Consider the following 23,282-nt stretch of genomic DNA (forward strand, 5'->3'; position numbering starts at 1 on the left):
GTCGATCCGTCGCGTCGGGGGGCAGACGGGTCGAGGAAGAGGGCCGACCGCCCGCGGATTAAGGTGAGCGGCCCACGGCCCGTCCGGCCACCCTCGGGGGAGTGACCGGACGGGCCTTGCCAACCGACCGACAAGACCAGTGGAGAGCAACGATCATGAGTGACGAGCAGGTCGTCAAGCCGGCTGACATCCACGCCACCTCGGAGCCCGTCGAGGCCGCGGCCGCCGACACGAAGAAGGCGGACGGGGGCGCCACCACCCAGGGGGACATCCACGCCACCGGGGAGCCGCTGGAGACGAAGGACATCCACGCCACGTCGGAGCCCTTCAAGCCGGCGAAGTAAGCCTCATCGCACGGGGAACGGCCGCGGCGGCGCGGAGGGGAGGCCGCCGCGGCCGACGTGTGTGAAGACGCCTGTGCACGGTTGCCGTCGGGTCAGCTGCGGCCGGGAGGCGTGGACGGCGTTCGCTCCCTTCCTGTCCGGTCGCCCCGCAGCTCCCCCTTGACCACCTTCCCGCTCGCGTTCCGCGGCAGTTCCCCCAGGAACTCCACCACCCGCGGCACCTTGTAGTTCGCCATCTCCCGCCGCGCCCAGGCGATCAGGTCGTCCCCGGTCAGCACCGCCCCCGGCCGCCGCACCACGTACGCCTTGCCGACCTCCCCCAGCCGGGCGTCGGGTACGCCGATCACCGCCACGTCCGCCACATCGGGATGCAGTCCCAGCATCTGCTCGATCTCCGCCGGATAGGCGTTGAAGCCGCCGACGATGAACATGTCCTTGATGCGGTCGGTGATCCGGAGGTAGCCCTCCCGGTCCAGCACCCCCACGTCCCCGGTCCGCAGCCACCCGTCCTCCGTCAGCACCTCCGCCGTGGCCGCCGCGTCCTCGTAGTAGCCACGCATCACGTTGAAGCCCCGGACCAGGACCTCGCCGGGCTCACCGACCGGGGCCTCGACGCGGACCTCCGTGCCCGGTATCGCCCGGCCCGACGTCGACGCGATCACCGACGGGTCGTCGCCGCGCCGGCACATCGTCACGATGCCACTGGCCTCCGACAGGCCGTACGCCGTCAGGACCGTCTCCACGCCCAGTTCCCCGCGCAGCCGCTCCACCAGCCTGAGCGGCACCACCGCGGCGCCGGTCACCACGAGCCGCAGCGCGGAGAGGTCATGGGAGTCACGGGCCGGGTGGTCCAGGAGTGACTGGTGCAGGGTCGGCGGGCCCGGCAGCACCGAAACCCGTTCCGCCGCGATGTTCGCCAGAGCCGTGCCGACGTCGAGGACCGGCTGCGGGATCATCGTCGCGCCCCGCATCAGACAGGCGATCACCCCGGCCTTGTAGCCGAAGGTGTGGAAGAAGGGGTTCACGATCAGATAACGGTCGCCCTGCCGCAGTCCCGCCAGGTCGCACCACACCTCGTAGGCCCGCAGCGTCTGCACATGCGTGATCACCGCGCCCTTGGGGAGGCCCGTCGTACCGGACGTGAAGACGATGTCCGACGGCCAGGAGCCCTGCACCGCCCCCGCCCGTGCCCGCACTTGCGCCCCGCTCACCCCGTCCCCGCTCGCCAGGAAGTCCTTCCAGGTGCGGTAGTCCGCCGGGGCGTCGTCCGACAGCACGACGACCTGCTCCAGCTCCGGCAGCCCCGGCCCCTGAGCGACCGCCCTGCGCAACGACGCCACGTACGAGGTGCCCAGGAAGGTGCCGGTCACGAAGAGCAGCCGGGCCCCGCTGCGGCGCAGCACGTCCACGGCCTCCGTGCCCTTGAAGCGGGTGTTCAGCGGCACCAGCACGGCCCCCGCCGACACCGCACCGAGCGCCGCCACGATCCAGTCGAGCGTGTTCGGGGCCCAGATGGCGACACGGTCGCCAGGCGCGATGCCGTTCGCGACGCAGGCCGCCGCCGAGCGTTCGACACGGGCGCCGAGTTCGCCGTACGAGATCCGGGTCCGGCCCTCCACCACCGCCTCGGTGTCCGGGTACCGCTCGGCCGCCCGGCGGACCAGCTCCGGGATGCTCTGCCACTCCACGATCGGCCTCCCCGAACCCAGGACGCATGAGCTGACTACCCGTCAGATTAGCGGTAGCCTGACGCCCTGTCAGCAGCCTGTCCGAGGCGCGGAGGTGTGCACATGGCCGGACTCCAGGACGCGACCGCCATCGTCGGCATAGGCCAGACCCCGTTCGCCAAACGCCTCCCCGAGGACGAGAAGACCCTCGCCTGCCGCGCCGTCCTCGCCGCCCTGGACGACGCCGGGATAGCACCGGGTGAGGTCGACGCGCTCGCCAGCTACACCATGGAGGAGACCGACGAGGTCGAGCTGGCGAAGGCGGTCGGCTTCGGGGACCTGACCTTCTTCAGCAAGGCCGGCTACGGCGGCGGCGGTTCGTGTGCCACGGTCGCGCATCTCGCCGCCGCCATCGCCGCCGGGCAGGCCACGGTCGGCGTCGCCTGGCGCTCCCGCAAGCGCGGCAGCGGTCCCCGGCCCTGGCGCGACACCGCCGCCCAACTCCCCACCCCCGCCCAGTGGACCCGCCCGTACGGCCTCCTGCGCCCCGTCGACGAGATCGCGATGCTCGCCCGCCGCTATATGCACGAGTACGGCGCGACCCGCGACCACCTCTTCAACGTCGCTCTCGCCTGCCGCAACCGGGCCAACCAGAACCCGGCCGCGGTGATGTACGAACGCCCCCTGACCCGCGAGATGTACATGACCTCCCGCTGGATCAGCGAGCCCCTCTGCCTCTTCGACAACTGCCTGGAGACCGACGGCGCCCTGGCCTGCGTCATCGTCAGCCGCGAACGCGCCCGCGACTGCCGCCACACCCCCGTCTACGTCCACTCCGCCGCCCAGGGCCTGCCCGCCCAGCACCACGGCATGGTCAACTACTGGAACGACGACCCGCTCACGGGACCCGCCTGGACCGCCGCCCGGCATCTGTGGAAACACGCCGCCTTCACTCCACAGGACGTGGACGTCGCCCAGATCTACGACGCGTTCACGGCCCTCATACCGCTCTCGCTGGAGGGCTACGGCTTCTGCGGGAGAGGCGAGGGAGGCGCGTTCACCGAGCAAGGCGCCCTGGAGATCGGCGGGCGGCTGCCCATGAACACCGGGGGCGGCGGGCTCAGCGAGGCCTACGTGCACGGCTTCAACCTCATCAACGAGGGCGTCAAGCAGCTCCGCGGCACGAGTACCGCCCAGGTCCCCGGCGCCGCCACCTGTCTCGTCACCGCCGGCGAAGGCGTTCCCACCTCCGCGCTGCTGCTGCGAAACTGAGGAGTTGATCCACGGATGCTCTCCCCCGTCACCGACCCCGACGGCGCCCCCTTCTGGCAGTACGCCGCCCAGGGCGAACTCCGCGTCCAGACCTGCGCCGCCTGCGACGAACCCCGCTTCCCGCCCCGCCCCTGCTGCCCGCACTGCCAGTCCTTCGCCAGCGAGTGGCGACGGGTCGGCGGACACGGCCGCATCTGGTCCTACGTCGTCCCTCACCCGCCCCTGCTCCCCGACTACGCCGAGCAGGCCCCCTACAACGTCATCGTCGTCGAACTCACCGACGCCCCCCGTATCCGCCTGGTCGGCAACCTCGTCACCGGCCCCGACGCACCCCTGAACTCCCTCCCCCCGGACCGGATCCGCATCGGCGCCAAGGTCCAGGCCGTCTTCGGCGCCACCGGGCTGCCGCAGTGGACCCTGGAGCGCCCATGAGCGGCCTCACCGTCACGGCCGACAAGGACACCGGCGTCGCCGTCGTCACCCTCGACCGGCCCGAGCGCCTCAACGCCATCGACCTCACGATGCGGGACGAACTCATCGCGGCGTGGCGGGAGTTGAGGTTCGACGACACGGTACGGGCAGTCGTGCTCACCGGCGCCGGGGAGCGGGCGTTCTGCACGGGCCTCGACCGGGACACCGTGGTCCCGCAGCCCGCCTCCCCCTACATGCAGGACGATCCGCTACTCCGGGCCGGGCCGAAGTCCAACGACCTGTGGAAGCCGGTCATCGCCGCCGTGACGGGCATGGCCTGCGGCGGCGCGTTCTATTTGCTGGGCGAGGCCGACTTCCTCGTCGCCGACCCGACCGCCGCCTTCTTCGACCCGCACACCACCTACGGCATGGTCAGCGCCTACGAGTCGATGCTGATGGCGCTGCGGATGCCGTACGGGGAGGCCGCGCGCATGGCGCTCATGGGGAGCGCGGAACGGCTGTCGGCGGGGCGGGCGTACGAGATCGGGCTGGTCTCGGAAGTCACCGGGCCCGGTGGGGCGTTGGCCGCCGCGGTCGAGCGTGCGACCGTGATCGCCGGGTATCCGACCGAGGCGGTGCAAGGGACCGTACGGGCACTGTGGGCGGCGAAGGAGACCGCCCTGGCCCAGGCGTTCGCGCAGGCGCCGCACCTGATCGCGCTCGGGAACCTGCCGGGCGAGCGGCAGGCGGAGCTGTTCCGGGCGCGGCGTCGCGACCACCGCGTCCGCTGAGCTACACCGCCGTACGGGTCGCGTCGTCCAGTGCGCAGCTGACACCGCTCGTGCTCGCAGCGGCGTCCGGGACGTACGAGGCCGCCACGTCCAGCGTTTCCGTGGTGCCGGCCGAGACGTACGGGATGGTGGACGAGCTGGTCCGTACGAGCGCGCCGCCCGGGTCCTTGAAGGTGACGCCGAACTCGTAGGTGTACGTCGTGACGCTGCTGGTGTTGGTGGCCTCGACCTGGGCGACGATGCCCCGGGTCGCGTCGTACACGCAGCTGCGGATCCGCACGTCCTGGGTGGCCTCGGCGGACGCGGTCGCGCTGCTGCCGCCGCCCGGGACACCGCCGGAGGACGAGTGGTCGTCATCGTCGTCGTAGTGCGTGCCGCCCGAACTGCTGGACGAACTACTCGAACTCGAACTGTCGTCACAGCCTCCGCCGTTAGAGCGCTTGGCCCCGGTCAGCGCGACCACGACGCCGACGACGACGGCCACCGCGCGGACATGGCGAATCTTCATTTCGTGCGACCCCCGAATGGCTTTCAGCCCCGTTGACTTGATCGTGAGCACGTCACGCTAGCAGCGCCAAGTGCAGGACCCGTGAAGAGACGGGGAGCGCCCCGCAGGGGTGCGGGGAACTGCGCGACCAGCCACAACGGCGCCGCACCCGAACACGAACGGGACGCGGCACTACCCCACCGGCACTACCCAGCGGAGCGTGCCGTTCCCGTGCCCTTCTCCGCATCCAGCGCGTACACACACCGGTCCTTGCTGCACGCGTACACGACCCCGTCCCGCACCACCGGCGACCCGGTGATCTCACCACCCGTGGCGAGCTTCCAGCGCAGGCGGCCGTCGTCGGCCTTCAGGGTGTAGAGGAGGTGGTCGGTGGAGCCGAAGTGGATCCGGCCCTCCGCGACCGCGGGGGCGCCCACGATGTCGCCGCCCGCCTGGAAGCGCCACTTCGGCGTCCCGGTGACCGCGTCCAGCGTGTACAGGCCCTTGCCGCTGCCAACGTGGACATGGCCGCCGGCCACCAGCACCGGCTCGATCGAGGAACGGGACTCGGTGGCGATGCGCCAGCGGTCGCGGCCGTCGGTGGCGTCCAGGGCGTAGACGGTGCCGAGGTAGTCGGCGAGGTACACGCCGCCGCCGGTCACGGCCGGGCCCGGCACGAAGGTCGGCGGGCACAGGAACACGGCGGGGGCCTCGAAGTGCCAGCGGACCAGGCCGCTCACCACGTCGAGCGCGAGCACCCGCGTCCCGGCCGAGACGTACACATAGCCGTCGTGCGCCTGGGCCACCCGCACCGGCACCCCGCCGCAGGAGGCGGCGTCGCCGATCGGGTACGACCAGCGCTCGTCGCCCGTTCGGGCGTCCAGGGCCTTCAGCCGGGCGTCCTGCCAGACGTACACGGTGCCGTCGTACAGCGCCGGTCCGGCCTCCGGGGACTCGAAGTCGGACTGCGCCCCGGTGAGCTCCCACAGCTTCTGGCCGTTCGAGGCCTCCCAGGCCTGGACGCCGCCGCCGCGCGTGCCGGTGACGACCGTGCCCCGCTCGGCCTTGAGGGAGTACACCCAGGCGTCCGTCTGGAGCCGCCACAGGTCGCCGCCCTCCCTGCTGTCCAGGGCGAACAGGGTCGGGCCGTCGGAGGCGTGGATACGGCCGTCCGCGACCGCCATCGACCAGGCGACGTCCCGCGTCTTGAAGCGGCGGCGGCCGGTCGCGACGTCGAGGGCGTGCACCTCGAAGGAGGTGACGTAGACGAGGTCGTCGGCGACGGAGGGGGTGCCCCAGACGTCGTTCGACATGCGGAAACGCCAGGGCCGCCAGCCGGCCGCCGGCTCCGGGGGCGTGGGCGGCAGCGCGGGTACGGCGGGGCCCACGGCGGGGTCGGTGCCGTTGACGCCGGGGCGGGGTTTGGACCAGGAGGCGACGAGGCCGGCCTCGGGCGGGGGTGCCTGCATGGCGGCGGCGCGGGCGTCGGCGACGCGAGGGCCGGGGCCGATGGGGACGGCGGCGCCGGCCAGCCGGACCGGGCCGGTGTCGGGGGCACCGACCGGGACGGGCGAGGGCTGCGGGCCCGGGACGACCGGGTCGTGCGAGGGCGGGGGCGGCAGGGGCGCGGGGGCGACGCGGCCGCCCCCGCTGCGGCCGGAGGACGGCGAGGGCTTCGCCGCCGGGCGGCCGCCTCTGCGCGACTCGATCAGGCCGACCGCCCGCTCGGGCAGCCATGCCGACGCCGTGCCGCTGTCGTCGGTGCCGGAGCCGAAGAGGTGGGGGGCGAGCTGGGCCTGGAGGTCGGCCGGGTTGGGGCGGGCCGTGGCCTCCATCTGCATACAGGACTCGATGAGCGGGCGCAGCTCGTCCGGGAGGCCTTCGAGGTCCGGGCCCTCGCGGAGCAGCATGAAGACGGTCTCGACCGGGTTGGCACCGTGGAACGGGGGGTGTCCGGTGGCGGCGAACACCAGCATCGAACCGAGCGAGAAGACATCGCTCGCGCCGGTCACGCTGCGGGAGTCCTTCGCCTGCTCCGGCGACATGTATGCGGGCGTACCGACCGCGACGTTGGTCATCGTCAAACGGGTGTTCGAAACGCCGGACGCAATACCGAAGTCGATGACGCGGGGACCGTCCTCGACCACGAGCACATTGGACGGCTTGAGGTCGCGGTGGACGAGACCGGCGCCGTGGATGGACTGGAGCGCCTCCGCCACCCCCGCCGCGAGCCAGCGCACCGCCTGGGCCGGGAGCGGCCCGCACTCGTTCACTATTTCCTCGAGGGAGGGCGCGGGGACGTACGCGGTGGCCAGCCACGGCACGGCTGCGCGCGGGTCGGCGTCGACGACCGCGGCCGTGTAGAAGCCGGAGACCGCCCGGGCCGCCTCCACCTCACGGGTGAAGCGGACACGGAACAGCTGGTCCTCGGCGAGCTCCGTACGCACGGTCTTGATCGCCACGCGCCGGCCCGAAGCCGAGCGCGCGAGATAGACCAGCCCCATGCCGCCGGCACCCAGCCGTCCGAGCACCTCGAACGGCCCGATCCTGCGCGGATCGTGCTGCGTCAGCTGATCCACCACTCTGCCTGCCACCTCCCCGTACGGGCCCCGCCATCCACATATGTACGCGACCCCGTGCAGCGTCTCACCACCGCACCGCCTCGGCGGCACGCACCCCGATTCTTCCTGTCCGGGGGCGTGGTTGCGAACCCGAGGGCGGAACGGGGTGTCTCGGGACAAAAGCACACTCCGGCGGTCACGGAAAGCGCCGGTTCGCATAGTGGGACGCCGGGGATAAGAGTGCGGTCAGGGGGCGGAGGTTCCAGTCAGCGCTCAAGAACCGCGAACGACGCCCCCTGGTCGTCGGTGACCACGGCGACCGTGCCGTACGACGTTTCGAAGGGCGGCACCTGTACGCGCCCGCCGAGCCGGTTCACCGTGCCGAGGGTCTGCGCGCAGGAGTCCACCCGGAAGTGGACGACGAAATGGGGCGGCATCATCGCCGGGAAGACCTCGGAGACGGCCGCGCGGCCGAAGTCGGGCCTGGCCTCCGGCCCGAACAGGGCGTCGGCGAAGAGCTCGCCGTAGAAGGCGTTGGCCGCCTCGGTGTCCCGGGCGTACAGCTGCGCCCAGGCGAAGGTGCCGGTCTCGTGCCGTCGGCCGAAGCCCTGGTGGCTGCCTGCCTCCCAGAGCGCGAAGACGGCACCCTCGGGGTCGGTGACCAGCGCGGCGGCCCCCAGCCCCGTCCCCATCCGCACGCGCGGGATGACCACCTGCCCGCCCGCCGCACGGATCCGCTCCCCCAGCGCCCGGGCGTCCGGGGTGGCGAAGTACACGGTCCACACGGTGGGCAGCCGCCCGTCCGGCTTGCGGGCGAGCGCGGCGACGCGGTCACCGCCGAGGAGCGCCCACACGGTGGAGTCGTACGCCTCCTCGAAGTCCCACCCGAAGAGCTCACCGTAGAACCGCTTGCCCGCCGCCACGTCGGAGAGCTGTGCGTCTACCCAGCACGGAACACCCTCCGGGTATCCCGTTCCGTTCGTGGATGCCCTGTTTTCGGCCATGCGGCAAAAGTAACGGCGTCTTACGCGGCGCGCAGACCAGGCACACCAGCCTCCGCATACTCGTGCACCCCATTTGCAGTCGGCCGAATCGCGCCCCGATCACGCCTCGGTAAGCTGACGACATGACAGGACAAGTGCGTACCGTCGACGGCCGCGTGGCCGGCCGGCGTGGGCAGGCGACCCGGCAGAAGCTGCTCGACTGCCTCAGCGAGATGCTCAGCTCCTCCCCGTACCGGGACGTCAAAGTCATCGATGTCGCCCGGAAAGCGGGCACTTCGCCCGCGACCTTCTACCAGTACTTCCCGGACGTCGAGGGCGCCGTCCTGGAGATCGCCGAGCAAATGGCCACCGAGGGAGCCGGGTTGACCGAGCTCGTCGAGGGCCGCAGCTGGGTCGGCAAGGCGGGCTGGCAGACCGCGCAGGAACTCGTCGACGGATTCCTGGAGTTCTGGCGCAGGAACGACGCGATCCTGCGGGTCGTCGACCTCGGCGCGTCCGAGGGCGACAAACGCTTCTACAAGATCCGTATGAAGATCCTGAACTCGGTCAACAACTCCCTGACCGAAGCGGTCACTCAGTTGCAGGCCAAGGGCAAGGTCGACAAGGACGTCAGCCCGGCCGCGATGGCGGGTTCGATCGTCGCGATGCTCGCGGCGGTGGCCTCGCACCAGAAGGGCTTCCAGACCTGGGGCGTCAAACAGGCCGAACTCAAGCCGAACCTCGCCCTGTTGGTCCACCTGGGCGTGACCGGCAAGAAGCCGACGAAGTAGTACTCCGGTTCAGCAAGTCCTGTCTGGCAGGCGGTGGCTCACCCGACGTGGGCCGCCGCCTGCCGTGCTATGCGGGCAGCGGACGATCCCGTACGACGTGTTTCATCACCAGTGTCGAGGTGAGCCGCTGCACCCCCGGCAGGGTCGCCAGCCGCTCGTCGTACAGCCGCTGGAAGGCGGCGAGGTCGGCGGTGGCGACCCGCAGCAGGTAGTCGGGCTCGCCGAACAGCCGTTGCGCGTCCAGGACATCGGGGATGTCCGCGATGGCCCGCTCGAACTCGGCGACCGTGTCCCGGTCCTCCTGCCGCATGGAGACGAAGACCAGCGCCTCGAAAGTCAGCCCGACGGCGGCCGGCTCCACGACGGCCCGGTACCCGCTGATGGCACCGGCCCGCTCCAGCTCCCGCAGCCGCCGGTGGCACGGCGAGACGCTGAGCCGCACCCGCGCGGCCAGCTCGGTCACGGTCAGCCGCCCGTCCTGCTGGAGCTCGGCAAGAATCTTTCTGTCCACGTCGTCCATGAGGCAGATCTTCCCTCATCAAGGCGGATCACGGGCAAACTTCGACAACACTTTCGGGCCGTTCCCGCCTAATCTCGCCACCATGGACTCCGGACTGCTCCTTTCCTTCCTCGCCATCGACCTGCTCCTCGTCTGCGTGCCGGGCGCCGACTGGGCGTACGCGATCTCCGCCGGACTGCGCGACCGCTCCCCGGTGACGGCGGTGTCGGGCCTGGTCACCGGATACGCGCTGCACACGGTCCTCGCGGCGGCCGGGCTCGCCGTGCTGGTGGCGAGCGAGCCGGGGCTGCTCACCGCGCTGACGGCCGTGGGCGCCGCGTATCTGGTGTGGCTGGGGTGGGGGGTGCTGCGCCGGCCGGGGACACCGGGGGCGGCCGAGGAGGCCGTGGCCACGAGCCCGGCCCGTGCCTTCCTGCGCGGGGCAACGATCAGCGGCCTGAACCCCAAGGGCCTGCTGCTCTACCTGTCCGTGCTGCCGCAGTTCCTGGTGACGACGGGCGACCATCTGCCGGTCCCCGCCCAGACGGCCGTCTTCGGACTGCTCCACATGGCGTGCTGCGCCGCCGTCTATCTGACGGTGGGCCTCGCGGCCCGCGCGGTCCTAGGCGCCCGCCCGGCGGCGGCCCGCGCGGTCGCCCGCACGTCCGGGGCGGCGATGCTGGGAATCGGCGCGTTTCTGCTGGTTCAGCGCCTGGCGACCCTATGACCTGCGGACGATCCTGAAGAGCCGGATCTCCCGCTCCACCCGGGCCTGGTACGTCGCGTACGGCGGCCAGAACGCGAGCGCGGTCTTCCAGACGGCCGCCCGCTCCTCGCCCTCCAGCAACCGGGCGGTGACCGGGATGTCCCTGCCCTTCCAGCTGACCTCGGCGTCGGGGTGGGCGAGGAGGTTGTGCGTCCAGGCGGGGTGGCCGGGGCGGCCGAAGTTCGAGCCGACGAGGATCCAGGAGCGGCCGTCGTCCTCGGGCATGCAGGCGAGCGGCGTACGGCGGGGCCGTCCACTGCGGGCGCCGGTGGAGGTCAGGATCACGCCGGGCAGCATCTGGGCGCTGAGCAGCACCTTTCCGCGTGTGAGCCGGTGCACGGCACGGTCGAGCGCGGGGATGACATGCGGGGCGGCCTTGGCGAAGCCCCGCGTCGAGGACACCTTCTGCACCGCTCGCACGACCACGGGTACGCCGATCACACCGCCACCTCCTGTGTCTGCGGCGTCTCGAAGAGCCGCGCCGTGTCGGCGGCGTGCGCGCGCAGCCGGTGCGCCGGGCCGAAGAGCAGTTCGTCGCCGGCGGCCCGCTTGAAGTACAGGTGAGCCTCGTGTTCCCAGGTGAAACCGATGCCGCCGTGGAACTGGATGCTTTCGGCGGAGGCGGTTCGGAGTGCGTCCAGCGTTTGGGCGAGGGCGAGGTGCGCCTCTGGGGGTGCCGCTGTGTGTTGTCGGGCGGCTGCGGGTTCGTTGTGGCTGGTCGCGCCCGCGCGGCGGAGCCGCATATCGACACCGCCCGCGCCCCTGGGGGGCGTTGCGGCCCAGGCCGCGTAGTACGCCGCCGACCTTGCCGCCTGAACCGCCACGTACACGTCCGCCAACCTGTGCTTCACCGCCTGGAAGGAGCCGATCGATCTCCCGAACTGCTCCCGCTGCTTCACGTACTCCACCGTGCGGTCCAGTGCGCGGTCGGCTGCGCCCACCGCCTCGCAGGCCAGTACGGCGGCGGTCAGCTGCCCCACGCCCGCCAGCGCACCCAGTACGTCCGCGCCCTCCTCGCCCAGCAACTCGGCCTGCACATCGCGGAGTTGGAGCCGCCCCTGCGGCCGGGTCGCGTCCAGGGCGGTCTGCCGTGCCCGTACGACCCCGGCGGCCTCCCCCCTCACCAGGAACAGCAGCGTCCGCGACCGGGCGAAGCCTCCGGCGTGCGCGGCGACCAGCAGGACGCCCGCGCTGTGGCCGTCCAGCACCTGGTCGACCTGTCCGTACAGGCGCCAGCCGTCCTCCGCCCGCCGCGCCTGCACGCCCCCGGCGCGTCCGCTGCCGGCCCAGTCGCCGCCGTTGGCGCCGGTCAGGGCGAGAGCGGTGGCGAGGGCGGGGCCGGGGACGGCGAGGGTGGCGGTGAGCGTGCCGGAGGCGAGGCGGGGCAGCAGGGCGGTGCGCTGGGCGTCGGTGCCGAGGGCGAGGATCAGGGGCGCGGCGAGGACGGCGGTGGCGAGGAGGGGGGTGGGGGCCAGGGAGCGGCCCACCTCCTCGCAGGCGAGGGCGAGTTCGGTCGCCGAGCAGCCGACGCCGCCGTAGGCCTCGGGGAGGGCGAGGCCGGGCAGGCCGAGCTGTTCGGCGAGGGCGGTCCACAGGGCCGGGTCGTGGCCGGCCGGGGTGTCGACGGCCGCGCGCAGCTCGCGGGGGCCGCAGCGGCTGTGGAGCAGCTCGCGGAGGGTGCGGCGGATCTCGTCCTGCTCGGGGGTGAAGCTGGCGTCCATGGGTCTTCCCTCCGGCTCTTGACTCCAGAGGCCCTTCCCTCCAGATCTGACGGACCGTCATATTAGGAGGACCGCAACGAGATGCCCAGAGGTTGGAGGCCGCCCTCTCATGACTCCCGCGAGCCGGAAAGTCGCCGTGGTCGGCGTCGCCCTCGCCGACTGCGGCCGGGTGGACGACGCCACCCCGTACGCGCTGCACGCCCAGGCGGCCCGCCGCGCCCTCGCCGACGCCGGGCTGGGCCGGGAGGTGGTGGACGGCTTCGCCTCCGCCGGACTCGGCACCCTGGCCCCCGTCGAAGTCGCCGAGTACCTGGGCCTGCGCCCCACATGGGTCGACTCCACCTCCGTCGGCGGCGCCACCTGGGAGGTCATGGCGGCCCACGCGGCGGACGCGATAGCGCGGGGGCACGCGAACGCCGTACTCCTCGTCTACGGCTCCACCGCCCGCGCCGACATCAAGGCGGGGCGGCGGACGGGCAACCTGTCCTTCGGCGCACGGGGGCCCATGCAGTTCGAGGTCCCCTACGGCCACACGCTCATCGCCAAGTACGCCATGGCCGCCCGCCGCCACATGATCGAACACGGCACGACCATCGAGCAGTTGGCGGAGGTCGCGGTCCAGGCCCGGGCCAACGCGGCCCTGAACCCCGAAGCGATGTTCCGCGACCCGATCACGGTCGACGACGTGCTCGACGGGCCGATGATCGCCGACCCCTTCACCAAGCTGCACTGCTGCATCCGCTCCGACGGCGGCGCGGCGGTACTGCTGGCCGCCGAGGAGTTCGTACGGGACTGCCGTACGGCCCCGGTGTGGGTGCTCGGCACCGGGGAGCACGTCTCGCACGCCGCGATGTCCGAGTGGCCCGACTTCACGGTGGGCCCGGCGGCGGTCAGCGGACGGCTCGCGTTCGAGCGGGCCGGGGTACGGCCGGAGGAGATCGACTTCGCCGAGATCTACGACGCCTTCACCTATATGACCCTGGTGACGCTGGAGGACCTCGGCTTCTGCGGGAAGGGCGAGGGCGGGGCGTTCGCGGAGAAGGGGCGGCTGCTGGTGCGGGGCGGGGAACTGCCGGTCAACACGGACGGAGGCGGACTGTCGGCCCAACACCCCGGAATGCGGGGGCTGTTCCTGCTGGTGGAGGCGGTGCGGCAGTTGCGGGGCGAGGCCGGGGAGCGGCAGGTGCGGGGGCGGCGGGACGGGGCGTTGCCCCGGCTGGGGGTGGCGTCGGCGACCGGGGGATGGTTCTGCTCGTCCGGGACGTTGGTACTGGGCAGGGATTGACGACGACCGAGAGGAAACAGGCATGGCCCTGACCCGGGAAGAGCGTGAACAGTTCCTTGCCGAACCCCATATCGCCGCGCTGTCGGTCGACGCGGGCGCGGGGCGAGCTCCGCTGACCCTGCCGATCTGGTACCAGTACGAGCCCGGCGGCGACATCTGGGTCATGACCGGGCTGGACACCCGCAAGAACCGGCTGATCCAGGCGGCCGGCCGCATCTCCCTGATGGTCGACCGGCTCGAACCCACCATCCGGTACGTGTCCGTCGAGGGACCGGTCGTCAAGACGGTCCCGGCCACCCTCGAACAGCTCCACGAGATCTCGGCCCGCTACCTCCCGGCCGAGAAGGTCGACGGCTATGTCGACTTCGCCTGGAAGAACCACGGCGAGCAGGTCGTCATCCACATGCGGCCCGAACGGTGGGTGTCGTCCGACCTCGGCCAGGTGTGAGCCGGGGCGGCGTCCGCACGTGACAATCGGGGCATGGGAAACGATCTGCATGAGCTGCTGAGGTCGCTGCGGGTGTGGGACCCGGCGGTCACCGCGTTGCCGGACTTCGACCCGGCCTCCGCGCCCGCCGACCCGCTCGCCCTGTTCACGACCTGGTTCGCGCAGGCGGTGGCGGCGGGGCAGACGGAACCCCACACCATGTCCCTCGCCACGGCCGACGAGGAGGGGCTGCCGGACGTACGGACCGTGATGCTGCACGGCGCCGACGCGTCCGGCTGGTCCTTCGCGACGCACGTCGACAGCGCCAAGGGCCGCCAGCTCACGGCCCGCCCGTACGCGGCCCTCGGCTTCTACTGGCCGGTCCAGGGCCGCCAGGTGCGCGTGCGGGGTCCGGTGACGGCGGCCCCGGCCCACGAGGGCCAGGCCGACCTGCACGCCCGCTCGACCGGCGCACTGGCGGCAGCGCTGACCGGACGGCAGAGCCAGGTGCTGGACTCGCTGGAGGAGTTGGCGCGGGCCTCCGAGTCGGCCTGGGAGCGGGCGCGGCGCGAACCCGACGCCCCGGTGCCGACCTGGACCCTGTACCACCTGCGCCCCGACCGGGTGGAGTTCTTCCAGGGGGACGCGGCGCGACGGCACGTACGGCTCAACTACCGGCGTACGGGGGATGGTTGGAACCAGGATCTGCTCTGGCCCTAGGCCGGACACGGCCTAGTCACGCAGACGGATCCCGTTGACGGCGGTGTCGAAGACCGGGCGGTACTTGTCCCACTGCGCGCTCGGTGCGGAGAGGTAGATGGCGTACTGGGTGTTGTCGGCACCGTTGATGGCGAGCTCGACGCCCCGGTACCCCCGCACCCTGCCCTGGAAGGTGAACTCCCAGTACCCGGCGGTCCGTCCGCGGAACGTCGTGCGGCTCATCCTGACCCGCTCGTAGCCCTCGTTGTCGCGGCGCGTCTGGGCCTCTTCGGTGTCACGCCAGTGCTGGAGCGGATCGGTCCCCGCGAACTCGACCTCCTCGACCCTCAGGCCCACCAGCCCGGTCGGGTCGATGTAGGCGACCTCACCGGTCTTGGCCACCTTCTGGGCCTTCCAGCCGTCCGGCACGGGAACGGAGAAGCCCTGGCCGGCCTTCACGAGGTGGTATCCGGCGGGAACCGGCGACGGGGAGGCGTTCGCCTCCGAAGAGGTGCCGGAGCCGCCGGAACCACCGGAGCCGCCGGAGGTGCCCGAGGTTCCGGGCGTGGACCGGGAGGGGGGCGCGGAGGACGCGCCGTCGCCCGGCGGAGTGTCATCGCCTCCGGGCCGCAGCAGCACGGCGCCCGTCCCCGTGGCGGCGATCACCAGTGCCGAGGCGATCCACAGGGCCGTGCGGCGACCGCGCTTACGCCCCGGCGCGGCGGAGGCGACGCCGGGGGCGGTGGAGGCGGAGGTGGGGGTGGGCGCCGCGATGGCGGTGGCAGGGGAGGTGGCGTGCACCCGCTCCGGTCGCGTGGGCGGATCGAGGGGGGCGGTCGCCTCGCCGGCCACCCGGCTCAGGAGGTGCTCGGCCTCCCGGGCGTCCATGCGCAGGCCGGGCTCCTTCACCAGCAGGCCCTCGATCACCGGGGCCAGGTCCGCGGCGCGGCGCGGGGGGTCGTGCGGGTCGGTGGCGATGGCGTACGCCGTCTCGAACGCCGTGTCCCGGCGGAACGGCGGCCGCCCCTCGACCGCCTCGTACAGCGTCGTTCCGAGCGACCACAGGTCGCTGGCGGGGCCGGGCTCGGCGATCCCGCTGCGAAGACGCTCCGGCGCGAGGTACTGGATCGAGCCGACCAGTTCCCCGGTCCTGGTCAGGGACGGTGTCCCGGCCTCCACCGCGATCCCGAAGTCGGTGAGGACGATACGGCCGTCGTTCCCGAGCAGAACGTTGGCGGGCTTGACGTCCCGGTGCAGCACACCGGCGTCGTGCGCGGCGCGCAGCGCGGCGGCCATGGCGCGGCCGATCCGGGCCGCCTCGCCCGGCGGCAGTGCGCCCTGCCGCTTCAGGTAGTCCCCGAGCGTGACCGAGGGGATGTACTCCATGACGATGCAGGGCAGGCCCTCGTCGTCGACGACGTCGTGCACGACGATCACGTGCGGGTGGGTGATCCGGGCCGCGCTGCGCGCCTCACGACGGGTGCGCTCGTAAAGCCGCTGGACCTCGTCGTCGTGCAGGTGGGGCGGAACGTGCAGCTTCTTCAGGGCGACGTGCCGGTTGAGCAGTTCGTCCTCGGCCCGCCACACGGTGCCCATACCGCCACGGCCGACGCGCTCCACCAGCCGGTACCGGTGGGCGATGGTCCTCCCCAGATCGGACACCCTGAGACCTACTTCTCCCCGTACACGCGAGCACTCTTCGAACAGATTGCAGCTGCACAATAGCGCGTAGGGATCACACGACCCCGGCGGCCGATCCACGCCCGTGGCAGCGGTCCACGGGGGCCACGACAGCGATCGGCAGGTCCGGCGACAGTGGCCTTCCCGGGGTACGGCGGCCTAGGACCGGCCAGGGAAACCCCGGCTCCCCCGGAAGTCGTACGCCGTGAAGTCGGCCACCGCCCGGTACCCGATGCGCTGGTAGAGGCTGTTGCTGGTCTGGTTGGCGAGGTCCGTGAAGAGCAGCACCTCACGCACCCCGGACGCGAGCACGGCCCGGCTGACCTGGGCGGTGACCGCGCCCGCGTAGCCGCGGCCACGCAGCGGGGCCGGGGTGTAGACGGGCGCCACCCGGACCTGGCCGGCGACCACCGGGGTCACGCCGGCCATGGCGAGCGGGGTGCCGCCCTCGGCCTCCCAGAAGGTGACGCCGCCGTAGGAGATCCGTGAGTCGGCCCACGCGGTGGCGTCGCGGGCGGCGTGGTCGCCGACGGCCTCGATGAACTCGCCGTACCAGCGGACCAGTTGCTCCCGGTCCTCCTTGCCGGCGACCCGCGCCCGGCCCCGCGGGAGGGGCTGCGGGACGGTCAGGTTGCCGAGCCGGTAGAGGCGTTGGCGCTGGCTGACCGTGGCCCGGCCCCCCGCGAGGCGGCGCCAGGCGGCGGAGAAGGCCTCGGCGGTCTCACGGGTCGCCACGACTCCGGGGACCGGGTGGCCGAGGGCGACCAGGTGGGCGGCGAGGGACTCGGCCTCGTCGGGGGTGAGCGGCGTGACGTTCAGCCGGTAGGGCGGGGTGCGGAAGTAGGCCGCGCGCACCTGTCCCCCCACCTCCAGCGCACCGAAGAGCGGCGCCTCGTCGCCGTACGCACGCGGTCCGCCGGTGCGCAGCGTCTCGGTCACCGTCAGGGCCACGGTGTGCAGGTCGGGGCGTGAGCGCAGGAAACCACCGGCGTGGGAGAGGAAGCCGCTGAGATCCTGGGTGCAGTACCAGTCGTCCGGGCGCATACCTCATGATCCCGCGCCCCGGGAGCGGCTGTGCGCCCTTTTCCGCTGTGGACACCAAGCCGATACAAGACCCCACGCTCAGGCGGGGGTTGAGAGGCTCCGGGTTCACGGCGTTCGTGGCCTACAGGTTGACGTCCGGATCGGCGGCGAGCCGCGCGTGCAGATGCAGGTCCCGGTACGCGTCATGCCGCTCCGCCTCCCACATCGCGCCCCGCAGGGTGCCCTCGTGGCGGAAGCCGCACCGCTCGGCGATGCGGCAGGAGGAGTCGTGACCGACGGCGTGATCGAGTTCCAGACGGTGCAGGCCCAGTCCCCGAACCGGACCCGAGCCCGGTTCGGTGAGGGCCCAGCGGGCGGTGAGAGCGAGGGCGTGCATGGCGATACGGCGGCCGCGGGCCTCGGGGAGCACCCAATAGCCGACGCGGGCGGTGCTCATCACCCGGTTGATGACATTGACGCCGATGTGCCCGAGGGCTGCGCCGGTCGCCGCGTCGGTGACGCAGTACGCCGCCGCCGTACCCTCCGCCGTGTTCCGAACCGCGTCGCGCAGGGATTCCCGGGCGCTGTCGAGATCCGTGGTGATCTTCAACGGGGTGTTCCAGCGCCGGAACTCCGGGTCGGTACGCCCCCGGAACCATGCCTCGACGTCGGCCTCGGAGTCCGCGTCCCAGGGACGCAGGCGCAGACCGTTGCCGTGCAGGTCGGGGACGGGGTGGGCGGGAGGTCGTATGTCGGTGTGGACCATGCGGTCATTGAAACCCGCCCTGGTCACGCGCGGGCCCGGAACACCGGAACCCCCTCGCGGAAGACGACCTCCAGACCCATCCCGGCCCGCAGCCGCCCGGCGTCCACGCACTCGACGACCTCGGTCATCATCCGCGGCCCCTCGGCGAGATCGACGACGGCGGCGACATACGGTGTCCGCTCCCCGAAGGGCGGCAGGTCGTTGCGGTGGACGACGGACCAGGTGTAGAGGGTGGCCCGGCCGCTCGCGGGCTGCCAGGTCACGTCCTCGCTCCAGCAGTGCGGACAGAACTCGCGCGGGTAGTGGTGGGCGCGACCGCAGGTGCCGCATCGGCGGATGAGGAGCTGTCCGCTCGCTGCGGCGTCCCAGTACGTGCGGGTGAAGGCGTCGGCCTCAGGAGTGTCGTATCGCCGGTCCGGTACGTCGTATCGCTGATCGCCCATCAGAAAAGCCCCAGCGCGCTGTCCACCGACCACGACTGCCACGACATCCCGAACAGCGCGACCAGCGAGATCAGGACCATCATCGAGTTCTGCCCCTGCTCGGCCCAGTCGTGGATCATCAAGGCGAAGTAGAGGACGTTGAGCAGCAGCCCGCCGACGAGGGCGATCGGCGTCAGGAACCCGAGGACGAGCCCGAGCCCGAGGGCCAGTTCCGCATACAGGACGACGTACGCCATGGTCCGCGGCCGTGGCTTCACGACGACCTCGAACCCGGAGCGTACGGCGTGCCAGCGGTGCTTGGCCGCGACGTCCGCCGCCCAGGCGATCCCCGCCCCCTCGGACCAGCTCTTCTTGTCCTTGTGCCGCCAGCTCTCCAGCCACCACAGCCCGAGGCCTATCCGGAGCACGGCCAGCCATTCCGCACCTGTGAGCCAGATCGCGTCCATGAATCTGACGGTACGTCAGATTAGTGGGGCCTGACAATCGGCTGTGCATCCCGGATGAGTCCCACGGATTGCCGGCCATCTTGTCCATGGTCCGGCCAGGTCGTGCCACGCCGGGGCCCGGCAGCCCGTCATGCCAGGGCTCGGCGCCGGCTCGTACGCGGCCGGGCTCAGCCTGGCCGACCGATGCGTGGAGCGATGACGGAGCTGATCACGGCGGAAAAGCCGGCGGTCACCGCGAGGGTCCCGAGCATGACCATCCCCACCCCGACCCCGTACAGGCCACTGGCGTCGTCCGACCAGTCGTAGCAGGCCGCGACGGTCAGACCGGCCGTGGTGCCGAGCACAGCGCCGGTGGCGTGACGCCAGGCCGCCCAGGACACCGGCACCAGCAGCGTCAGCACCAGCCCGACCACCTGCCACGCCTCGTACGGGCCGGTCGTGGTCCCGTCGGGCTGTACGTCGCGATGCTGGTCCCAGCCCAGCCAGGCAGCCCACCCGGCCAGCGACAGCCCAGCCGTCACAAGGATGGGCAGCAGCAGGGGAACAGATCCGTGTGGTCCGTGTGGTCCTCGAAGTCCTTGGCGCATGGCCCAAGCGTCTTCGCCTCACCTGGTCACCGACAGAGCGCAAGTACTCAGCCCAACCCGAGTACATGAGCCATGGCGTCCGGCGTCCGGGCTCCGGGCTCCGGGCTCCGGGCTCCGGGCTCCGGGCTCCGGGCTCCGGGCTCCGGGCTCCGGGCTCCATCGGGTGAATCCTGCCCTTCCCTGAGCGGCCGCCGCCATGCCAGAGGGAAGGCCATGCTGCATACCGGACAAGCGAGGTCAGGAAGCAGCTCATGCCCAAGTTCCTCATCCAGGCCACCTACACGCCCGACGGCGCGAAGGGTCTGCTCAAGGAAGGCGCGAGCGGCCGCCGCGCCGCCGTCGACCGGGTCGTCAACGACCTGGGCGGCAAGGTCGAGGCCATGTACTTCACCTTCGGCGAGGACGACCTCGTGTGCATCATCGACTTCCCCGACGCGGTCTCCATGGCCGCCGTCAGCCTCACCGTCAAGGCCAGCGGCGCCCTCCACACCCGGGCCACCCCGCTCCTCACCCTGGACGAGATCGACAAGGCCAGCCGCCGCCAGGTCACCTTCCGCGCTCCTGGCGAGTAACTCCCCGAAGACAGCGCCGAGTTCGCGCCTCACCCGCGCCCTCCCTCGTCCACCGTGCCCCCACAACCAGGAGATCTGCGCCACAGTTCCCACCCGCCGCTCCCACAGCCGTGATCGATCCGCAACCAATTCCGGGCTTGACCGAGACCCATCAACCGGCTGCGTGATTACGCTCCCGGACATGACCGACTCCACAGCGTCCCCGACCCCCACGGACCGCCCCGTCTACGTCATCGGCGGCGGCCCCGGCGGACTCTCCGTCGCGCAGGCGCTGCGCGCCCAGGGGCTGCGGGCTGTCGTGCTGGAGAAGTCGGACCGGGTCGGCACTTCCTGGCGGCGCCATTACGACCGGCTCCGTCTGCACACCACCCGACGGCTGTCGGGGCTGCCCGGGCTGCCGATGCCGCGTCGGTTCGGGCGCTGGGTGTCGCGGGACGACGTCGTGCGGTATCTGGAGAAGTACGCCGAGCACCACGACCTGGAGATCGTCACCGGCGTCGAGGTCTCCCGCGTCGAGCCCGCGCCGGACGGCTCCGGCTGGCTGCTGCGCGCGACCGGCGGTCGTGAACTGACCGGCGCCGCGGTCGTCGTGGCCACCGGCCACAACCACACCCCGCGCGTCCCGGAATGGCCCGGCCGCGCCGACTACACCGGCGAACTCCTGCACGCGGGCGAGTACCGCAACCCGGCGCCCTACGCCGGCCGCGACGTCCTGGTCGTCGGCGTCGGCAACACCGGCGCCGAGATCGCCGTGGACCTGGTGGAGGGCGGAGCCGCGCGGGTACGCCTGGCTGTCCGCACCACCCCGCACATCGTCCGCCGCTCCACCGCCGGCTGGCCCGCCCAGCGCACGAGCATCCTCGTGCGGCGACTCCCGGTCGGCCTCGTCGACCGGCTCGCCAGGCCCGTCGCCAGGCTCAGCGTGCCGGACCTGTCGGCGCACGGACTGCCGCGCCCCGACACCGGCCTGTACAGCAGGGTCGAGGAAGGCGCGATCCCGGTCCTCGACGTCGGCCTCGTCGACGCCGTACGCAAGGGCCGCGTCGAGATCGTGGCCGCCGTCGACGGCTTCGAGGACGACAAGGTGATCCTCGCCGACGGCAGCCGCGTCTCCCCGGACACCGTGATCGCGGCGACCGGATACGTCCGCGGACTCGAAGACCTCATCGGCCACCTCGGCGTGCTCGACGCACGCGGCAGGCCTGTCGTCCAGGGCGCCCGGACTCCCGCCGACGCGCCCGGCCTCTACTTCACCGGCTACACCAACCCCATCAGCGGCAACCTTCGCGAAATGGCGATCGACGCCCAGAAGATCGCGAAGGCCATCGCCCGCGACGGCAGCCGACGAGTCTCCCGGCTGCCGGTGACGTAGACACCCTCAACTCTCTTACGTATATCTCCTGTTACTTGCGGGTCAGTTGTGACGGGAGAGCTGTACCGCGCCGCCGCACGGGACCAGAATGTGAGCACTGTTCAACTTTTCTGCTCCGCCCCCTCTCGCCCCGACGGAGGACGCACGTGGCAAGCGAACGACAGTTCCCCCGAACCTCCCGGCTCTCCCGGCGCTCACTCCTCGGAGGCGCGGCAGCCGCAGCCGGTGCCGCCACCCTCACCGCAACCGTCACCGGCCCGGCCACCGCGGCCACCGTGGCCACCCGCCAGGTCGACGTCGCGATCGTCGGCGCCGGCCTGGCCGGCCTCACCGCGGCCCGTGACCTGGTCGCCGCCGGCAAGTCGGTCGTCGCCCTGGAGGCCCGCGACCGCGTGGGCGGCCGGGTCGTCGGGCTGGATCTCGCGAACGGCGGCGTCACCGAGGGCGGCGGCGAGTTCATCGGCCCCACCCAGGACCGCATCAAGGCCCTCGCCGACTCCCTCGGCGTGCAGACCTTCGCCACGTACAACACCGGCGACAACCTCCTCCACAAGGACGGCAAGAAGACCCCCTACGCCACCGACGGCATCCTCGGCTCCGTCCCTCCCATCGACGCCGCCGGGCTCGCCAACGCCGCGATCGTGCAGGCCAAGCTCGACGACCTGGCCCAGCAGATCCCGGTCGACGCGCCCTGGACCGCGGCGAAGGCCGACGAATGGGACCGGCAGACCTTCGAGACCTGGCTGCGCGCCAACGCCGTCATTCCGTCGGCCAAGTTCCTCTTCGACGTGGCCTGCACTTCGATCTTCTCGGCCGAACCCCGCGAACTCTCCTTCCTGTTCGTCCTCTTCTACATCGCAGCAGCCGGCAACTCCGCCAACCCCGGCACCCTGGAACGCCTCACCGAGACCGCGAACGGCGCCCAGGAACTGCGCTTCGTCGGCGGCTCCCAACTGGTGCCGGTCAAACTCGCCGCCACTCTCGGCGACCGCGTGATGCTCAGCGCCCCGGTGCGCACGATCTCCCGGTCCGGCGGCGGCTACGTCGTCACCGCCGACGGCGTCACCGTCACCGCCAAGAAGGTCGTCGTCGCCGTACCCCCGCCGATCGCCGCCCGTATCACCTACGACCCCGTACTTCCGGCCTCCCGCGACCAGCTCACCCAGCGTCTGCCGATGGCCTCGGTCGGCAAGGCCATCGCGATCTACGACACCCCCTTCTGGCGCGCCGACGGCCTCAACGGCCAGGTCGTCAGCGACACCGGCGTGATCAGCTCCACCTTCGACAACTCCCCGCCCGACGCCTCCTACGGCGCCCTGATGGGCTTCATCGAGGCCGACGAGGCCCGGAAGCTGGACGCGGCGAGCGAGGCGGAGGTCCGGGCAGCCGTACTGAAGGACTACGCGACGTACTTCGGCGAGAAAGCGGCCTCCCCCACCTCCTTCGTCCTGCAACGCTGGAACAACGAGACCTACACCCGCGGCGGCCCCGTCTCCATCGCCGCACCCGGCGTCCTGACCCAGTACGGCCCCGCCCTGCGCACACCCGTCGGCGGCATCCACTGGGCCGGGACGGAGACCTCCACGTACTGGATGGGCTTCATGGACGGGGCGGTGCGGTCGGGCGAGCGGGTGGCGAAGGAGGTACTGGCGGAGCTGTGAGCGACGCCGACCGAGCCACGCCGACCGA

The 23,282-nt window shown here is 71.9% G+C and carries 25 protein-coding genes; 12 read left to right on the forward strand and 13 right to left on the reverse strand.

What is annotated here, in order from left to right; genetic code table 11:
- Positions 1-155 precede the first annotated feature (155 nt).
- Positions 156-344 carry a hypothetical protein gene (locus tag KUM44_RS05515; protein ID WP_217206598.1) on the forward strand — a complete coding sequence of 63 codons (189 nt, stop codon included), beginning with the start codon at positions 156-158 and terminating at the stop codon, positions 342-344.
- A 92-nt stretch (positions 345-436) separates the two neighbouring features.
- Here the strand turns inward: KUM44_RS05515 and KUM44_RS05520 are convergent, their stop codons facing one another.
- Positions 437-2,032 (reverse strand): FadD3 family acyl-CoA ligase, encoded by a 1,596-nt coding sequence (locus KUM44_RS05520; protein WP_217206599.1) that lies wholly within the window; start codon positions 2,030-2,032, stop codon positions 437-439.
- Between the two features lie 102 nt (positions 2,033-2,134).
- On the opposite strand from KUM44_RS05520, the gene KUM44_RS05525 reads away from it, so the two are divergent.
- Genes KUM44_RS05525 through KUM44_RS05535 form a run of 3 tightly spaced genes read left to right on the forward strand, consistent with a single transcriptional unit; the run spans position 2,135 to position 4,485 of the window.
- Positions 2,135-3,283: a lipid-transfer protein gene (locus tag KUM44_RS05525; RefSeq protein ID WP_217206600.1), complete on the forward strand. Its 1,149-nt coding sequence runs from the start codon at positions 2,135-2,137 to the stop codon at positions 3,281-3,283.
- A 15-nt stretch (positions 3,284-3,298) separates the two neighbouring features.
- Positions 3,299-3,715: a Zn-ribbon domain-containing OB-fold protein gene (locus tag KUM44_RS05530; protein WP_217206601.1), complete on the forward strand. Its 417-nt coding sequence runs from the start codon at positions 3,299-3,301 to the stop codon at positions 3,713-3,715.
- A complete protein-coding gene (locus KUM44_RS05535; RefSeq protein WP_217206602.1) occupies positions 3,712-4,485 on the forward strand; it encodes an enoyl-CoA hydratase/isomerase family protein in 774 nt (257 codons plus the stop codon). Before KUM44_RS05530 ends, KUM44_RS05535 begins: the two co-directional genes overlap by 4 nt.
- A 1-nt stretch (position 4,486) precedes the next feature.
- On the opposite strand, the gene KUM44_RS05540 is transcribed toward KUM44_RS05535, so the two are convergent.
- The 3 genes from KUM44_RS05540 to KUM44_RS05550 form a co-directional block, all read right to left on the reverse strand.
- Positions 4,487-4,993, reverse strand: a complete 507-nt coding sequence (locus KUM44_RS05540; RefSeq protein ID WP_217206603.1) for a hypothetical protein — start codon at positions 4,991-4,993, stop codon at positions 4,487-4,489.
- Positions 4,994-5,178: 185 nt separating this feature from the next.
- On the reverse strand, positions 5,179-7,554 hold the full coding sequence (locus KUM44_RS05545) for a PQQ-binding-like beta-propeller repeat protein (RefSeq protein WP_217206604.1): 2,376 nt from the start codon (positions 7,552-7,554) through the stop codon (positions 5,179-5,181).
- A 245-nt stretch (positions 7,555-7,799) separates the two neighbouring features.
- On the reverse strand, positions 7,800-8,537 hold the full coding sequence (locus tag KUM44_RS05550; protein ID WP_217206605.1) for a VOC family protein: 738 nt from the start codon (positions 8,535-8,537) through the stop codon (positions 7,800-7,802).
- A gap of 122 nt (positions 8,538-8,659) precedes the next feature.
- On the opposite strand from KUM44_RS05550, the gene KUM44_RS05555 reads away from it, so the two are divergent.
- Positions 8,660-9,307 carry a TetR family transcriptional regulator gene (locus KUM44_RS05555; protein ID WP_217206606.1) on the forward strand — a complete coding sequence of 216 codons (648 nt, stop codon included), beginning with the start codon at positions 8,660-8,662 and terminating at the stop codon, positions 9,305-9,307.
- Positions 9,308-9,374: 67 nt separating this feature from the next.
- On the opposite strand, the gene KUM44_RS05560 is transcribed toward KUM44_RS05555, so the two are convergent.
- Positions 9,375-9,827 carry an Lrp/AsnC family transcriptional regulator gene (locus tag KUM44_RS05560; RefSeq protein ID WP_217206607.1) on the reverse strand — a complete coding sequence of 151 codons (453 nt, stop codon included), beginning with the start codon at positions 9,825-9,827 and terminating at the stop codon, positions 9,375-9,377.
- 82 nt (positions 9,828-9,909) lie between these two features.
- Between KUM44_RS05560 and KUM44_RS05565 the strand changes: the two genes are divergently transcribed.
- Positions 9,910-10,533 (forward strand): LysE family translocator, encoded by a 624-nt coding sequence (locus KUM44_RS05565; protein ID WP_217206608.1) that lies wholly within the window; start codon positions 9,910-9,912, stop codon positions 10,531-10,533.
- Here the strand turns inward: KUM44_RS05565 and KUM44_RS05570 are convergent.
- Both KUM44_RS05570 and KUM44_RS05575 read right to left on the reverse strand, forming a co-directional pair.
- Positions 10,528-11,013, reverse strand: a complete 486-nt coding sequence (locus KUM44_RS05570; protein WP_308402495.1) for a nitroreductase/quinone reductase family protein — start codon at positions 11,011-11,013, stop codon at positions 10,528-10,530. The genes KUM44_RS05565 and KUM44_RS05570 overlap by 6 nt on opposite strands.
- Positions 11,010-12,293, reverse strand: coding sequence for an acyl-CoA dehydrogenase family protein (locus tag KUM44_RS05575; RefSeq protein WP_217206609.1), 1,284 nt, complete (start codon positions 12,291-12,293; stop codon positions 11,010-11,012). Before KUM44_RS05575 ends, KUM44_RS05570 begins: the two co-directional genes overlap by 4 nt.
- Positions 12,294-12,402: 109 nt before the next feature.
- On the opposite strand from KUM44_RS05575, the gene KUM44_RS05580 reads away from it, so the two are divergent.
- Genes KUM44_RS05580 through KUM44_RS05590 form a run of 3 tightly spaced genes read left to right on the forward strand, consistent with a single transcriptional unit; the run spans position 12,403 to position 14,725 of the window.
- Positions 12,403-13,578 carry an acetyl-CoA acetyltransferase gene (locus KUM44_RS05580; protein ID WP_217206610.1) on the forward strand — a complete coding sequence of 392 codons (1,176 nt, stop codon included), beginning with the start codon at positions 12,403-12,405 and terminating at the stop codon, positions 13,576-13,578.
- 22 nt (positions 13,579-13,600) lie between these two features.
- Positions 13,601-14,026 (forward strand): pyridoxamine 5'-phosphate oxidase family protein, encoded by a 426-nt coding sequence (locus tag KUM44_RS05585; RefSeq protein ID WP_217206611.1) that lies wholly within the window; start codon positions 13,601-13,603, stop codon positions 14,024-14,026.
- A gap of 33 nt (positions 14,027-14,059) precedes the next feature.
- Positions 14,060-14,725, forward strand: coding sequence for a pyridoxal 5'-phosphate synthase (locus KUM44_RS05590; protein WP_217206612.1), 666 nt, complete (start codon positions 14,060-14,062; stop codon positions 14,723-14,725).
- A gap of 12 nt (positions 14,726-14,737) precedes the next feature.
- Here the strand turns inward: KUM44_RS05590 and KUM44_RS05595 are convergent, their stop codons facing one another.
- The 6 genes from KUM44_RS05595 to KUM44_RS05620 all read right to left on the reverse strand — a co-directional run bounded on the left by KUM44_RS05595 (position 14,738) and on the right by KUM44_RS05620 (position 19,649).
- Positions 14,738-16,366 carry a serine/threonine-protein kinase gene (locus tag KUM44_RS05595; protein ID WP_217206613.1) on the reverse strand — a complete coding sequence of 543 codons (1,629 nt, stop codon included), beginning with the start codon at positions 16,364-16,366 and terminating at the stop codon, positions 14,738-14,740.
- 177 nt (positions 16,367-16,543) lie between these two features.
- The gene (locus KUM44_RS05600) at positions 16,544-17,428 is read right to left on the reverse strand and encodes a GNAT family N-acetyltransferase (protein ID WP_217206614.1); all 885 of its coding nucleotides are present in this window, start codon (positions 17,426-17,428) and stop codon (positions 16,544-16,546) included.
- A gap of 121 nt (positions 17,429-17,549) precedes the next feature.
- The gene (locus tag KUM44_RS05605; RefSeq protein ID WP_217206615.1) at positions 17,550-18,173 is read right to left on the reverse strand and encodes a GNAT family N-acetyltransferase; all 624 of its coding nucleotides are present in this window, start codon (positions 18,171-18,173) and stop codon (positions 17,550-17,552) included.
- Positions 18,174-18,196: 23 nt separating this feature from the next.
- Positions 18,197-18,616, reverse strand: coding sequence for a Zn-ribbon domain-containing OB-fold protein (locus tag KUM44_RS05610; RefSeq protein ID WP_217206616.1), 420 nt, complete (start codon positions 18,614-18,616; stop codon positions 18,197-18,199).
- A complete protein-coding gene (locus KUM44_RS05615) occupies positions 18,616-19,062 on the reverse strand; it encodes a DoxX family protein (RefSeq protein ID WP_217206617.1) in 447 nt (148 codons plus the stop codon). The genes KUM44_RS05610 and KUM44_RS05615 overlap by 1 nt, the downstream gene beginning before the upstream one ends.
- Before the next feature lie 167 nt (positions 19,063-19,229).
- Entirely contained in the window at positions 19,230-19,649 is a 420-nt protein-coding gene (locus KUM44_RS05620) for a hypothetical protein (protein ID WP_217206618.1), read from the reverse strand.
- 251 nt (positions 19,650-19,900) lie between these two features.
- Between KUM44_RS05620 and KUM44_RS05625 the strand changes: the two genes are divergently transcribed.
- The 3 genes from KUM44_RS05625 to KUM44_RS05635 all read left to right on the forward strand — a co-directional run bounded on the left by KUM44_RS05625 (position 19,901) and on the right by KUM44_RS05635 (position 23,254).
- Positions 19,901-20,221: a GYD domain-containing protein gene (locus tag KUM44_RS05625; protein ID WP_217206619.1), complete on the forward strand. Its 321-nt coding sequence runs from the start codon at positions 19,901-19,903 to the stop codon at positions 20,219-20,221.
- Positions 20,222-20,402: 181 nt separating this feature from the next.
- Positions 20,403-21,593, forward strand: coding sequence for an NAD(P)/FAD-dependent oxidoreductase (locus KUM44_RS05630; protein WP_217206620.1), 1,191 nt, complete (start codon positions 20,403-20,405; stop codon positions 21,591-21,593).
- Positions 21,594-21,739: 146 nt separating this feature from the next.
- Positions 21,740-23,254 carry an FAD-dependent oxidoreductase gene (locus KUM44_RS05635; RefSeq protein ID WP_217206621.1) on the forward strand — a complete coding sequence of 505 codons (1,515 nt, stop codon included), beginning with the start codon at positions 21,740-21,742 and terminating at the stop codon, positions 23,252-23,254.
- Positions 23,255-23,282 lie beyond the last annotated feature (28 nt).

Origin of the sequence: Streptomyces sp. AC550_RSS872, from assembly GCF_019049285.1 — a bacterium.
Classification (GTDB): domain Bacteria; phylum Actinomycetota; class Actinomycetes; order Streptomycetales; family Streptomycetaceae; genus Streptomyces.